11 protein-coding genes are annotated in these 13591 nt (G+C 62.6%); 7 read left to right on the top strand and 4 right to left on the bottom strand.

Going from position 1 to position 13591, the window contains the following annotated elements:
- From AC1RRC_RS23790 to prfH, 4 genes are all read left to right on the top strand, one after another.
- On the top strand, positions 1-1599 hold a 1599-nt coding region (locus AC1RRC_RS23790; protein ID WP_493058012.1), incomplete at its 5' end, for a hypothetical protein.
- A gap of 19 nt (positions 1600-1618) precedes the next feature.
- Positions 1619-3163 (top strand): GlcNAc-transferase family protein, encoded by a 1545-nt coding sequence (locus AC1RRC_RS23785; RefSeq protein ID WP_493058011.1) that lies wholly within the window; start codon positions 1619-1621, stop codon positions 3161-3163.
- Positions 3164-3395: 232 nt separating this feature from the next.
- The gene (locus AC1RRC_RS23780; RefSeq protein ID WP_493058010.1) at positions 3396-4589 is read left to right on the top strand and encodes an RNA ligase RtcB family protein; all 1194 of its coding nucleotides are present in this window, start codon (positions 3396-3398) and stop codon (positions 4587-4589) included.
- Complete coding sequence (gene prfH / locus AC1RRC_RS23775) at positions 4589-5224, top strand: peptide chain release factor H (RefSeq protein WP_493058009.1); 636 nt, start codon at positions 4589-4591, stop codon at positions 5222-5224. The genes AC1RRC_RS23780 and prfH overlap by 1 nt, the downstream gene beginning before the upstream one ends.
- A gap of 20 nt (positions 5225-5244) precedes the next feature.
- Here prfH and AC1RRC_RS23770 read toward each other — a convergent pair whose 3' ends face one another.
- The 4 genes from AC1RRC_RS23770 to pgi all read right to left on the bottom strand — a co-directional run bounded on the left by AC1RRC_RS23770 (position 5245) and on the right by pgi (position 10346).
- Complete coding sequence (locus AC1RRC_RS23770; RefSeq protein WP_493058008.1) at positions 5245-6099, bottom strand: SIS domain-containing protein; 855 nt, start codon at positions 6097-6099, stop codon at positions 5245-5247.
- 11 nt (positions 6100-6110) lie between these two features.
- Entirely contained in the window at positions 6111-7583 is a 1473-nt protein-coding gene (zwf, locus tag AC1RRC_RS23765) for a glucose-6-phosphate dehydrogenase (protein WP_493058007.1), read from the bottom strand.
- A 220-nt stretch (positions 7584-7803) separates the two neighbouring features.
- Positions 7804-8694, bottom strand: coding sequence for an SMP-30/gluconolactonase/LRE family protein (locus AC1RRC_RS23760; protein ID WP_493058006.1), 891 nt, complete (start codon positions 8692-8694; stop codon positions 7804-7806).
- Positions 8694-10346, bottom strand: a complete 1653-nt coding sequence (pgi, locus tag AC1RRC_RS23755; protein ID WP_493058005.1) for a glucose-6-phosphate isomerase — start codon at positions 10344-10346, stop codon at positions 8694-8696. The genes AC1RRC_RS23760 and pgi overlap by 1 nt, the downstream gene beginning before the upstream one ends.
- A gap of 147 nt (positions 10347-10493) precedes the next feature.
- Between pgi and edd the strand changes: the two genes are divergently transcribed.
- The 3 genes from edd (at position 10494) to AC1RRC_RS23740 (ending at position 13350) form a co-directional block, all read left to right on the top strand.
- Positions 10494-12422, top strand: coding sequence for a phosphogluconate dehydratase (edd, locus tag AC1RRC_RS23750; RefSeq protein ID WP_493058004.1), 1929 nt, complete (start codon positions 10494-10496; stop codon positions 12420-12422).
- Between the two features lie 2 nt (positions 12423-12424).
- Complete coding sequence (gene eda / locus AC1RRC_RS23745; RefSeq protein WP_493058003.1) at positions 12425-13045, top strand: bifunctional 4-hydroxy-2-oxoglutarate aldolase/2-dehydro-3-deoxy-phosphogluconate aldolase; 621 nt, start codon at positions 12425-12427, stop codon at positions 13043-13045.
- A gap of 95 nt (positions 13046-13140) precedes the next feature.
- Positions 13141-13350: a hypothetical protein gene (locus AC1RRC_RS23740; protein ID WP_493058002.1), complete on the top strand. Its 210-nt coding sequence runs from the start codon at positions 13141-13143 to the stop codon at positions 13348-13350.
- The last annotated feature ends 241 nt before the right edge of the window (positions 13351-13591 follow it).

The following is a 13591-nucleotide window of genomic DNA, read 5'->3' as shown; positions in this document are numbered from 1 at the left end:
ACTACGCCAGCCCCGACCGCAACGTCGGCGCCAACCACGACGCCAGCACCAACCAGCGCGTCCGGTAACAACGGCAACGGCAACGGCAACGGTTCGCAAGCCAACAATGGTCACGGCAACGGCGACCAGACTGCCCCTGGCAATTCCGGTGGCAACAACAACGCTGAAAATGCCGTAACGACTACGCCAGCCCCGACCGCAACGTCGGCGCCAACCACGACGCCAGCACCAACCAGCGCGTCCGGTAACAACGGCAACGGCAACGGTTCGCAAGCCAACAATGGCCACGGCAACGGCGACCAGACTGCCCCTGGCAATTCCGGTGGCAACAACAACGCTGAAAATGCCGTAACGACTACGCCAGCCCCGACCGCAACGTCGGCGCCAGCCACGACGCCAGCACCAACCAGCGCGTCCGGTAACAACGGCAATGGCAATGGCAATGGCAATGGCTCGCAAGCCAACAACGGCCACGGCAACGGCGACCAGACTGCCCCTGGCAACTCCGGTGGCAATAACAACGCGGAAAACGCCGTAACGACTACGCCAGCCCCAACTGCCACGTCAGCGCCAACCACTGCGCCTGAACCTACCAGTGCATCCGGCAACAACGGCAACGGCAACGGCTCGCAAGCGAACAATGGGCACGGCAATGGCGATCAGACTGCGCCAGGCAATTCCGGCAGCAATAATAATGCTGAGAATGCAGTGACGACGGCCCCTGTCCCGACCCAGGCCCCGACGGCAGCACCAACGCAAGCGCCAACCAGCGCACCGGAAACCGGCAACAACGGCAATGGCAACGGGAATGGCAACGGCAACGGCAACGGCAACGGCAATGGCAATGGTTCGCAGGCAAACAACGGCCATGGCAACGGCGACCAAACTGCGCCGGGCAACTCAGGCAACCATAACAATGCTGAAAATGCCGTGACCAGTGCGCCGACCGCAGCCCCGACCGCAGCCCCGACATCGACGCCTGAACCGACGACGACATCTGCGCCGACGTCAACTCCAGCTCCAACCAGCGCTTCCGGAAACAACGGCAATGGCAACGGCAATAACGGCAACGGTAATGGCAATAACGGCAACGGCAACGGTAACGGCGGTGGCAAGACCAAAGCCGGCGGACGTGGACGCTCACCGGAATCCGATGAAACCAGCACCACCACCAAGGCGGCCAGCGACGACAGTGGTAACCACAACTCCAGTACCACCGCCGACACGGAGACGTCCAACATCAAGGGCCTGTCCGTTGACGGCAACCATGCGGACAGCATAAGCTCGCACGACAGCAGCGCATCGCTGACGAGCCATGACAGCCTGCAACATGACGCGACGACCGATATGTTCCACTTCGGCGACGTTGACGGCGGAATGGGCGCCGGCGGCGCGGCCAGTGGTAACTGGGCCGATGTGATCGAGATGGACTTCAGTCACGAACACGGTACAGTACAGGGCGGGGCGTGGACTGAAGAGATCGACGGACAGAAGATTGTCGATGGCCATGCGCCGGCAGCCGACGATCATGCATCCGGCCATTCCGGCATGAACCAGGCGCACTCGGACCCGGACCATATCGACAAGCTGCAGTGGTAACAACATAAAGGACACCGATTTGCACCCGACGATTTTTGTCTCCATCGCCAGCTACCGCGATCCCGATTGCCAGAACACCGTGCGGGATTTGTTTGACAAGGCGGCCCGGCCGGAGCGGGTGTTTATCGGTATCTGTTGGCAATTCGTGCCGAAGGAAGATGATGACTGCTTCACCGTGGAGACGCGGCCGGAGCAGGTGCGCACCATCAACGTCCACGCGTCGGAAAGCAAGGGCGCCTGCTGGGCGCGCAGCAAGGTGCAATCGTTGTGGCAGGGCGAGGATTACTACCTGCAAATCGACAGCCACATGCGCTTTGCGCCGGGCTGGGATGAATTGCTGATCGGGATGCTGGCGCAATGCGCCAGCCCCAAGCCCGTGCTGTCCACCTATCCGCTGACCTTTACGCCGCCCGATAAATATGGCGACGAGGGCGTGGTCACGATTTACCCCAAGGGCTTCGACGATTCCGGCGTGATGGGCCAGCGTTCGGAAATGGCCAGCATGAAGGATGCACCGCCGCTGCCGCGCCAGAATGCCTTTATCGGCGCCGGACTGATTTTCGCGGCCGGCAAGATCGTCGAAGAAGTGCCATACGATCCCTATGTGTATTTCGAGGGCGAGGAAATCACCATGGCCGTGCGCATGTGGACCAGCGGCTGGGATATCTTCGTACCGAATGCCGTGGTGGCGTACCACGATTATGGGCAGCGGCCGGAACGTCCCCGCCACTGGAAAGACCAGACCGACTGGGACAAGCTGAACCAGCATGCGCGCAAGCGAATCCGCTATGTGCTCGGCATGAACAAGACGCGTGACGCCGACCTGGTCGACATGGAGCGTTATGGCCTGGGAACGGCGCGCTCGCTGGCCGATTATGAAGCCTTTGCCGGGCTGGATTTCCGCGCCCGCATGTACCGTGGCATGCCACTGCTGAAACCGGAGATCGCTGCCGACCAGCCGGCGCAATGCACTGCGCGCAAGGAGATGTTCGCGCGCATCTGGCGCGACAATTTCTGGAATTGCGAAGAAACCCGCTCCGGCTCCGGTTCGGCCCTGTCGGCCACCACCGGCTTGCGCAAATGGCTGCCAGCGGCGCTCGACTTCCTGGGCGTGGAGATCCTGGCCGACGCCGGTTGCGGCGACATGAACTGGACCCGCGAACTGGTGGGCAAGCTGCGCCTGTACCTGGGCTTTGACATCGTGCCGGAACTGGTGACCGATGTGCGCGAACGCATGAAAGAGCAGCCCAATTGCCTCTTCGCTGAAACTGATATCGTCACCGCCACCTTGCCGCGCAGCGACGCCATCCTGTGCCGCGATGTCCTCACCCACCTGCCGCTCGATGCCGTGCTGATGGCATTGAAGCGCTTCCGCCAGAGCGGCGCGCGCTACCTGATTGCCACCACCCATGCCGTGGGCCGCAACGATCACATCCATAGCGGTGGCTGGCTGGCGCTCGACCTGACGGCCGCGCCGTTCAACTTGCCGCCGCCACGCATGGTGTTTGACGAGGGCAGCACCAAGCGGCTGGCGGTATGGGCCATCAGCGACTTGCCGGAATAAAAAACGCTTGCCATTCCGTGACACATTCGCTAATGTGTCCGTCCCTTTGGGGTTCATTCCCCGTTAACCAGTGCCAATAGGAAAGGAGTTCAGCATGATTTTCGCACACACCAAAACTTCCTCGATGGGCCTGGATACCCGCGCATAAGCCGCCTCTGACCAAACAGTAGTTGCCGCGCCTCGCGCGCAATCCAGTGCCCGTTTTTCGCAATCTCCGATATGGAATTCCGGAATGGGCAATTACATCCGTACCGTGTCCGACCGCGCGACTGTCGTGGCGTCGGACCATCTGTGGCTTGAAGATTCAGCCATACAGCAATTAAAAAATACGTCCCTGCTGGCCGGCATGCGCCGCGTGGCAGGCTTACCTGATTTACACCCGGGCCGCGGCTATCCGGTCGGCGCGGCCTTCTTTTCCACCGGCCGCTTGTATCCCGCGCTGTGTGGCGGCGATATCGGCTGTGGCATCGGGCTGTGGGCCAGCGAACTGGCCACCGGCAAGGCCGGCCTCGACAAGCTCGACAAGCAACTGGGCAATCTCGACGATCCGCCCGGCGACATGGAACTGGCGCGCCTGTCCGCACTCGATCCCGCGCTGGAGGATGAGCTGGCGGCATTGTCGCGGCAATTGCACGCGGCGGATTTGCCGCCGTCCAGCATGGCGTCGCTGGGCACGATCGGCCTTGGTAATCACTTTGCCGAACTGCAGGCGGTGGACCATGTGGCGGACAGTGACGCGGCAGCGATGCTGGGCCTGCAACCGAAGCGCCTGCACCTTGCCGTGCATAGCGGTTCGCGTGGGCTGGGGCAAATCGTGCTGCGCCGCCACGTGGATCAATTCAGCCATGCGGGCCTGATCGAGGGGACGCCGGAAGCACAGGCTTACTTGGCGCAGCATGCGGCCGCGCTGGCGTATGCCCATGTGAACCGGCGCGTCATTGCCTTGCGCGTGCTGGCGCGCCTGCGCACGCAGGGCGCGCCGCTGCTCGATGTCGATCACAATTATGTTGCCCCCGCCATGGTCGATGGCAATGCGGGCTGGCTGCACCGCAAGGGCGCCAATCCATCCGATCAGGGCATGGTGCTGCTGCCCGGTTCCCGCGATGCTTGGAGCTACCTGGTGCAGCCGCTGCATGCCGATGGCGACCCCGGCCTGCAATCGCTGGCCCATGGCGCCGGGCGCAAATGGATGCGCAGCGATTGCAAGGACCGCCTGGTGCGCAAGGCCACACCGGCCCAGCTGGCGCGCACGTCGTTTGGTGGCCGCGTGATCTGCGCGGACAAGGCGCTGATTTATGAGGAGGCGCCGCAAGCGTACAAGGATGTCGACACGGTGCTGGACAGTCTGGAAGGAGCGGGGTTGGCGCGGGCGGTTGCCCGGCTGCGTCCCGTGCTGACCTACAAAACCCGTGGGGAGTGCTGCTGATGATCCTGTTTCAATTGACAGCCAATACCGGCCCGGCGGAATGCTGCCTGGCCGTGCGCCACGCACTCAATGCGCTGGTGAAGGAAGGTAACAAGAGCGGCGTGAAAATCGAAGTGCTGGAAGAGCAGGCCGGGCCGGCACAAGACACCTACAGTTCCATCCTGCTGGGTTTGCTCAGCCATGAAGACAATGTGGCGGCGCGCGAACTGGCGGAACGCTGGACCGGCACCTTGCAATGGATTTGCGACAGCCCCTACCGGCCCGGCCACAAGCGCAAGAACTGGTTCATCGGCGGTGCGCTGCACGACCCGCCGGCGCCGCTGCCCGACAGCGAAATCCGCTATGAAACGATGCACGCCTCGGGCCCCGGCGGCCAGCACGTGAACAAGACTGCCAGCGCGGTGCACGCCACGCACATCGCCACCGGGGTGTCGGTGCGCGTACAGTCGCAGCGCAGCCAGCTGGCCAACCGGCAGTTGGCTGCACGCTTATTGGCCGGCAAGCTGGAAGCCCTGGCCGGCAGCCACGCCGCTGCAGCCAAAGCACAGCGCCGCTTGCAGCATACGCAGACCGAGCGCGGCAATGCGCACCGTACGTTTGTCGGCAAGAGTTTTATCGAGGCGCAGCGCGGATGAGTGAAAATGCAGCCGCGAATTTAGCCAATGAAGGAATCAAACTGCAAATCGAATTCCTGCAGCGCCTTCTGCGCATTCTGCATTTTCTTGCGGAATTCCGGACCGCGCTGCAGCGCCAGGCCCACCGCCAGCACGTCGATGACGACCAGGTAAGCCAGGCGGGCCGAGATCGGCGTGTAGGGGTCGATATTGAAAATCAGGTCGATCGGGATCAGGACAGTCGCGAGGTCCGCCAGCGGCGTGCCAGAGGGCGCCAGCACGATGACTTCGGCGCCGCCGCGGCGCGCCAGTTTGACGGAGCGCACCAGCGCCGGGCTGTTGCCGCGCTGGGAAATCGCCACCACCGCATCGCCCTCGCGCATCAGCGCGGCGGCAATGCTGTGGATCGCGGGGTCGGCGTAGGCCACGGTCGGCACGCCGGAACGGAAGAACTTGTGCTGCGCATCGGTCGCCACGATGCCGGACGTGCCCTGGCCATAGAATTCGATCTTGTTGGATTTCGACAGGATGTCGAGCGCCTTTTGGATCGCTTCCGGACGCAGGTTGTTGCGCAAGTCCAGCAGGGTATTGATCGAGCGGCTGCAAATCTTGTTGATCAAGTCCGCCGCCAGGTCGTCTTGCGCCGGCTGCTCGTTGAGGCCGGGCAGGGCCAGCGCCAGGCCCTGCGCCAGCTTCAGCTTGAACTCATGCCAGCCGTCGTAGCCCAGGGTGCGGCAAAACCGCACCACGGTGGGCTCGGACACTTGCGCGGTGCGCGCCAGCGCCGTGATGTTCTGGTCCACGATCCTGGCTGGATTTTCCAGCACGGCAAGGGCGACCTTGCGCTCGGATTTGGACAGCGCATCAAGTTGGGTTCGGATGGAATCAAGCAGCACGGCGCAACCTCTTAGTCTTCAGGTAAAGCTTCTTCGCGCCATTGTAAGCCGTCGCGGCCAATCAGTGCACTGGCGGCCGCAGGGCCCCAGGTGCCGGACGCGTATGGTGTCGGCAGCGATTCGTCCTGTTCCCAGTGATTCAGGATCGGTTCCACCCATTCCCACGCGGCTTCCAGTTCGTCGCCACGCATGAACAGCGTCAGTTGCCCGCGCAGCACATCGAGCAGCAAGCGCTCGTAGGCATCCATGCGCGGCATCTTGAACGATTCGCGGAAGTCCAGTTCCAGCTCGGCCGGTTTCAAACGCATGCCTTCGCCCGGGGTTTTCGCCATCAGGTTCATGCGCAAGCCTTCGTCCGGCTGCAGGCGGATCACCAGGCAGTTCGGCTGGAAGCTCGAGGTGGGCTGGTTGAAGATCGAGTGCGGGATTTGCTTGAAGCGCACTACGATTTCCGCCAGCGAATCGGCCATGCGTTTGCCTGTACGCAGGTAGAACGGCACGCCGGCCCAGCGCCAGGTATCGATTTCCGCTTTCATGGCGACAAACGTCTCGGTGCGCGAACGTTCCGGCGCTTCCGGCTCGTCGCGGTAGCCCGGCACCGCCTGGCCATCGACGTGGCCGGCGCGGTATTGGCCGCGCACGATGTTTTGCGCCAGGGTGGCGGGGGTGAATTTCTTCAGCGAACGCAGCACTTGCAGCTTTTCGTCACGCACCGCATCCGGTGCGATCGAGGTCGGCGGTTCCATGGCCACGATACACAGCAATTGCAGCAAGTGGTTTTGCAGCATGTCGCGCAGCGCGCCCGAGGTGTCGTAGTAGCCGATACGGTTGCCGACGCCGAGTTTTTCCGCGATGGTGATCTGGACGTCGGAAATCCATTCGCGGCGCCACAGCGGTTCAAACAGGATGTTGCCGAAGCGCAGGGCCAGCAAGTTTTGTACAGTCTCTTTGCCGAGGTAGTGGTCGATCCGGTAAATCTGCGATTCTTCGAACACCTTGCCCACTTCGGCATTGATTTGCTTGGCGGACTTCAAGTCGCGGCCCAGCGGCTTTTCCAGCACCACGCGGGAATTCTTCGTGGCCAGGCCGTTTTCCTTGAGGTTGTCGCAAATCGTGGCGAACAGGTGCGGCGGCGTCGCCAGGTAATACACGCGCGTCACGCTCGCGTCGGTGCGCAGTGCCTCGACCAGGCCGTTGTACGTGGCTGCATCGGTCGCGTTCAGTGACACGTAGACGATACGGGCCGTGAAGCGGGCCCACGCTTCCTCCGTCACCGCCGGCGATTTGATCAGCGGGCGCGACGTGCTGTTGACGATGTTGATGAATTCTTCCTGGGCGCAATCCTGGCGGCCGACGCAAATGATGCGCGCGGTCGGCGGCAGGTCGCCGCAGACGTCGCGGGAATACATTGCGGGCAGCAATTTGCGCATCGACAGGTCACCACTGCCGCCGAACAGAACCAGATCAAAATCGTTGAGAGCCATAATATGTGTGAGTTGAGTTGTGCCGGGTTTGCCGTGCTACTTATGAAAATTTACTACATAAATTCTTGATAATCAAGAAAATTTACTACAATTTGTAGCCCCGTGCGCATCAAGTACACGAAACTTCGCTGCGTAGGGCGGTTTCCGCCTCGCGGAAGCCGCCATGCCGGCGCTGCCGTAGCGCATGCAATGGCGGCTCGCAAGCGAACCGCCCTACGGATTATGCTTCGACGTAAATGGACGCGGGGCGGCCTGCTACTTCAACCTTTACTTGCAGCACCTTGCCGCTCAATGGCAACCGCGCCACTTCCTCGGCTGGGCGCTTGCCGGCCGTCGTGATGTACAGCGTTGTTAAGTCCTCGCCACCGAAGGTCACCATGGTCGGGGCGCGCACGGGCAACGCGATTTCATCGAGCAATTCGCCGGACGGCGACAGCTTGACGATGCGTCCCCCTTCAAACAGCGCGACCCAGTAATTGCCGTCGGCATCGACCGCGGCGCCGTCGGGGCGGCCACCGTAGTCCGGCGCGCTTTTATCGCTGCTGAACTGGTGCAGTACTTGTGGCGCCGAGACCGAACCAGCCGCCGCGTCAAAGGCGTAGCGCGTGACCTTGTGGCCGGCGGTATCGGCGTGGTACAGCACGGTGTTGTCCGGGCTGAAGGCCAGGCCGTTGGAATTGACGACGTTGGCCGGCCACGCCAGGCGCAGCTCGCCCCGGTCCAGCACGTACATATCGGCGGCCGGCTTGTCGCGCGGCTCATAAATCGTGCCGACCCAGAAGCGCCCGGCCGCATCGGTCTTGCCATCGTTGAAGCGGGTGGTGGCGGTGTCGTACGGCGCGGCGGCAATGGCCGTCAGTTCGCCGCTGTCCGTGTTCAGGTGCGCCATGCCGCTGCGCAGCGCCACGATCAGCCCGCCGTTGCTGCTGATGGCCAGGGCCGACGGTTCGCTGGCCATCGGCCATTTATGGTGGCTGCCCGTGGCCGGGTGCAGACTGTGCACGGCGAAGCCGTCGATATCGACCCAGTACAGCGTTTGCTGTTCCGGATTCCAGAGCGGGCTTTCACCCACCTGCATCATGCCATCGAAGGCGGCAGTCGCGTTGCTCATTACCGCAGCTCCTGTGCGGCTTTCGCCATTTCAATCAAACCGTTCGTCGAACTGTCGTGGCGCTCAGGCTGTGGCTCTCCCGTCAATTCCGCCTGGATCGCCTTGGCCAGTACCTTGCCCAGTTCCACGCCCCACTGATCAAAACTGTTGATGTCCCACAGCGCGCCCTGCACAAAGGTTTTATGTTCATACAGCGCGATCAGCGCGCCCAGCGCGGCCGGGTTCAGCACGTCCATCAGGATGGTGTTGGAAGGGCGGTTGCCGGGGAAGGTTTTATGCGGCGCCAGCAGATCGATCTGGGCGGCTGGCATACCTTGCGCCGCCAGTTCGGCACGCACTTCGTCTTCGGTCTTGCCGGTCATGAACGCTTCCGATTGCGCGAAGCAATTGGCCAGCAGGGCGTCGTGGTGGCCTTCCAGGTCGTGCGTCGGGCGCAGCGCGGCGATGAAATCCATCGGCGTACTATCCGTGCCCTGGTGCAGCAGCTGGAAGTACGCGTGCTGCGCATTGGTGCCGCACTCGCCCCAGACCACCGGGCAGGTTGGCGTATCGACCGGCGCGCCGCCGCGCGTGATGCGCTTGCCGTTGCTTTCCATGTCGAGCTGCTGCAGGTAAGCGGGGAAGCGGCTCAAGTCCTGATGGTACGGTGCGATCGACAGCGACGCCGCGCCTTCGAACTGGCGGTTCCAGAAACCGACCAGCGCCAGCAGGGCCGGCAGGTTTTGTTCCAGCGGGGCGGTGCGGAAATGTTCATCCATTTCATGGGCGCCGGCCAGGAAATCGCTGAAGTAGCCAAAGCCCACCGACAGCGCGACCGACAGGCCGATCGCCGACCACACGGAATAGCGGCCGCCGACCCAGTCCCAGAACGGGAACATGTTGGCGGTGTCGATACCGAACTTGCCGACCGCGTCGGCATTGGTGGAGACCGCGACAAAGTGCTTGGCCAGGCCGTCTTCCTTGCCGTGCCGCAGGAACCAGTTGCGCGCCGTGTGCGCATTCAACATGGTCTCGGCCGTGGTAAATGTTTTCGAGGCGATGATGAACAGCGTGGTGTCCGCATTGACCTGCGCCAGCGCGGCGTCCATGTCGTGGCCGTCGACGTTGGAAACGAAATGCATAGTCAGGCGCGGATGCGCATAGGAACGCAGCGCCAGGCACGCCATCTTCGGACCCAGGTCCGAACCGCCGATGCCGACGTTGACGATATCGGTGATTGGCTTGCCGGTGTGGCCCAGCCATTCGCCGCTGCGGACCCGGTCGGTGAAATCGCGGACCTGGTCCAGCACGGCGTGCACGTCGGCATTCACGTCCTGGCCATCCACCGTCAACTCCTTGCCGCGCGGCATACGCAATGCGGTATGCAGGACCGCGCGCTGTTCGGTTATATTGATCTTTTCCCCCGCGAACATGGCGTCGCGCAGGCGCTCCACGCCGCGCTCACGGGCCAGGCCGGCCAGCAGCTTGATGGTGCCGGTGTCCAGGCGGTTCTTCGAATAGTCGAGGAACAAGCCGGCGGCGCCGGTGGACAGTTGTGCGAAGCGCTGTGGGTCGGCGGCAAACAGGTCGCGCAACGTGCGCTGACGGGTTTCAGCGTGGTGAGCTGCTAAGGCCTGGTAACTGGTGGTGGAGGTCAGGGCGGGCTGGCGCATAGGTATTGTGGAGCCTATCGATGAACATCGGGTTGCTGGGATGATTCATCATACAACAAATTCGGTAAATTCACTACGCAAAAAATTGATTGCGCCGCCAAATTCTGTAGTAAAATTTCACTCAAATATGACTCTTGAGGAAATATCATGGCGGTGCATCCCGTACTTGAATCCGTAACTGCACGCATCATCGAACGCAGCCGTCCATCGCGCGCCGCCTACCTGGCGCACTTGGAAGCGGCCCGCACCAAGGGCCCGCAGCGCGGCGCGCTGGCGTGCACGAACCTGGCGCACGGCTTTGCCGCGTTCCCGGCCAATGACAAGCTGCTGCTGAAGGAAGTCAAAAAGCCCAGCGTGGCCATCGTGTCCTCGTACAACGACATGCTGTCGGCGCACCAGCCATTTGAAACCTTCCCAGCCATCATCAAGGATGCCGTGCGCAAAGTTGGCGCCGTGGCGCAATTCGCTGGCGGCACGCCCGCCATGTGCGATGGCGTGACGCAGGGCCAGCCGGGCATGGAACTGTCGCTGTTTTCGCGCGATGCGATTGCCATGTCGGTGGCGGTGGCGCTGTCCCACAACATGTTCGACTCGGCGCTGTTCCTCGGCGTGTGCGACAAGATCGTGCCGGGCCTGCTGATCGGCGCGCTGCACTTCGGCCATTTGCCTGCCGTGTTCGTGCCGGCCGGCCCGATGACGACCGGCATCTCCAACAAGGAAAAAGCCGCGATCCGCCAGCGCTATGCGAAAGGCGAGGCGACCCGCGACGAATTGCTGGAAGGCGAAGCCAAGGCTTACCACGGCGCCGGCACCTGCACTTTCTATGGCACCGCCAACAGTAACCAGATGCTGATGGAAGTGATGGGCCTGCACTTGCCGGGCGCCGCCTTCATCACGCCGGGCACGCCGCTGCGCGATGCGCTGACGGTGGCGGCCGCGCAGCGCGCCGCGCAAATCACCGACCAGGGCGACGAATACCTGCCAGTCGGCCACGTGGTCGATGAAAAATCCATCGTCAACGCGATTGTCGCGCTGCTGGCCACCGGCGGCTCGACCAACCACACGCTGCACTTGCCGGCCATCGCCAAGGCGGCCGGCGTCATCGTCGACTGGAATGACTTCAACGAATTGTCGGCCGTGGTGCCGCTGCTGGCGCGCGTGTATCCAAACGGCGATGCCGACGTCAACCACTTCCACGCGGCGGGCGGCACCGGCTTTGTCATCCGCGAACTGCTGGCGGCCGGCCTGCTGCACGACGATGTGCTGACGGTGCTGGGCAAAGGCTTGAGCAAGCATACGGTGGAACCGTTCCTGTCCGATAACGACGGCGACTTCGGCGGCGTGGTGTGGAAAGACACTCCGGCATTGTCGGGCGACGACAAGGTGCTGCGCCCGCACACCAACCCATTCTCGGCTGACGGCGGCATGGTGCTGGTCAAGGGCAACCTGGGCCGCGCGATCATGAAAGTGTCGGCGGTCAAGGAAGAACACCGCGTGGTGGAAGCGCCGGCGATCGTGTTCGATTCGCAGGAAGCGTTCATGGCGGCGTATAAAGCCAAGCAGCTGGACAAGGATTTCGTGGCGGTGGTGCGCTTCCAAGGCCCGCGCGCCAACGGCATGCCGGAATTGCACGCGCTGACCCCGGCGCTGGCCAACCTGCAGGATGCCGGCCGCAAGGTCGCGCTGGTGACCGATGGCCGCATGTCCGGCGCGTCGGGCAAGGTGCCGGCCGCGATCCACGTGTCGCCGGAAATCCTGGCCGGCGGCCCGCTGGGCCTGGTGCGCGATGGCGATGTGATCCGCGTTGACGCCACCAACGGCACCCTGGAAGCGCTGGTGCCAAGCAATGTCTGGCACGCCCGCGCGCTGGCGACGGCGGACTTGACGCCGAACGGCGTCGGCATGGGCCGTGAACTGTTCGCGATGTTCCGCAACACCGTCAGCGAAGCGGAAACCGGCGCCACCACGTTCCCGCTGCCGTCGCCGATTCCCACCACCGTGCAACTGCACGATGGCAACCCGGTTGGCAACACCATGCCGGGCTCCGATGAAGACTACTCCCTGAAGAAGGATTGACCATGACTTTGCTGGAAATTATGCGCACGTCCGCCGTGATCCCTGTGATTGCGATTGACGATCCCGACCACGCAGTGCCGCTGGCGAAAGCGCTGGTGGCAGGCGGCATCCGCGTGCTGGAAGTGACGTTGCGCACCCAGCACGGCCTGGGCGCGATCAAGGCCATGTCGGCCGTGGAAGGCGCGATTGTTGGCGTCGGCACCCTGACGCAGCCGGAAGAATTCGCCGCCGCGCGTGACGCGGGCGCCGTGTTCGGCGTGTCGCCAGGGCTGACGCCGGCGCTGGTCGCCGCCGCGAAAAGCAGCGGCCTGCCATTGCTGCCGGGCGTGATGACGCCGTCGGAAGTGATGGTGGCGCGCGAACAGGGCTTCAAGCAGTTGAAACTGTTCCCGGCCGTACCGGCTGGCGGTGTCGGCATGTTGAACGGGATCGGTGGTCCGCTGCCGGACGTGACGTTCTGCCCGACCGGCGGTATTTCGCAAGACACGGCCGCGCAATTCCTGGCGCTGAAAAACGTCGCCTGCGTGGGCGGTTCGTGGCTGACCCCGAAAGACGCGATGCTGGCCGGCGACTGGGCCCGTATCACGGAAATCGCCAAGGCGGCCAGCAGCCTGCGCGCTTAAGCGCCATTCAACCGTGCAGGGCGGCCCGGCTGTCCCTGCACGAGTTCGTTCTCTTTGCTACACTGGCACTTTCCCGTTCGACACAGCTTTGTATCGTGGATTGCCAGCAGTACTTTCACCTCATCAATACCATCAAATCCGGCTGGGCCGAGCGGTTTGACGGACTCGATTTCATGGGGGGCGACGGCTCCCTGATCACCGGCGAACAATTGCGCGCCGCGCGCAACAGTTGCGAATTGATGCGGCTGACCCGCCATACCCACTTGTGCACCGGTTGCACCCGCGCCGAACCCAAGGCCGCCTGAATGAATTTATATAGCTAATTCAAATAGCTAATATTTTATTCTTTATGTCCGTGCGTCATATTTTTAAACATTCGGTATATTGTTATTTATGCTTGGACATAATAACAAGCTGTATTGTTTACGCGACTGTGGCGTGAATTAAATGGCGCCAGCCTTGTGGTGCAGGGGCTGTCGATAGCATTATTCTGGTTTCGTTTTTATGGCTATACGGAATATTCGGAATATGCGCGCATTATTGAAT

Source organism: Pseudoduganella sp. GW821-FHT12E03 (assembly GCF_058807115.1).
The sequence above is the reverse complement of the archived record's forward strand: the minus strand, read 5'-3'. Positions and strand labels throughout refer to the sequence as shown.

What these genes read in the sequence shown, in the direction of transcription:
- AC1RRC_RS23760 (WP_493058006.1), bottom strand. Translation starts at nt 8,694, where the DNA reads ATGAGCAACGCGACTGCCGCCTTCGATGGCATGATGCAGGTGGGTGAA.
- prfH (WP_493058009.1), top strand. Translation starts at nt 4,589, where the DNA reads ATGATCCTGTTTCAATTGACAGCCAATACCGGCCCGGCGGAATGCTGC.
- edd (WP_493058004.1), top strand. Translation starts at nt 10,494, where the DNA reads ATGGCGGTGCATCCCGTACTTGAATCCGTAACTGCACGCATCATCGAA.
- zwf (WP_493058007.1), bottom strand. Translation starts at nt 7,583, where the DNA reads ATGGCTCTCAACGATTTTGATCTGGTTCTGTTCGGCGGCAGTGGTGAC.
- pgi (WP_493058005.1), bottom strand. Translation starts at nt 10,346, where the DNA reads ATGCGCCAGCCCGCCCTGACCTCCACCACCAGTTACCAGGCCTTAGCA.
- AC1RRC_RS23780 (WP_493058010.1), top strand. Translation starts at nt 3,396, where the DNA reads ATGGGCAATTACATCCGTACCGTGTCCGACCGCGCGACTGTCGTGGCG.
- eda (WP_493058003.1), top strand. Translation starts at nt 12,425, where the DNA reads ATGACTTTGCTGGAAATTATGCGCACGTCCGCCGTGATCCCTGTGATT.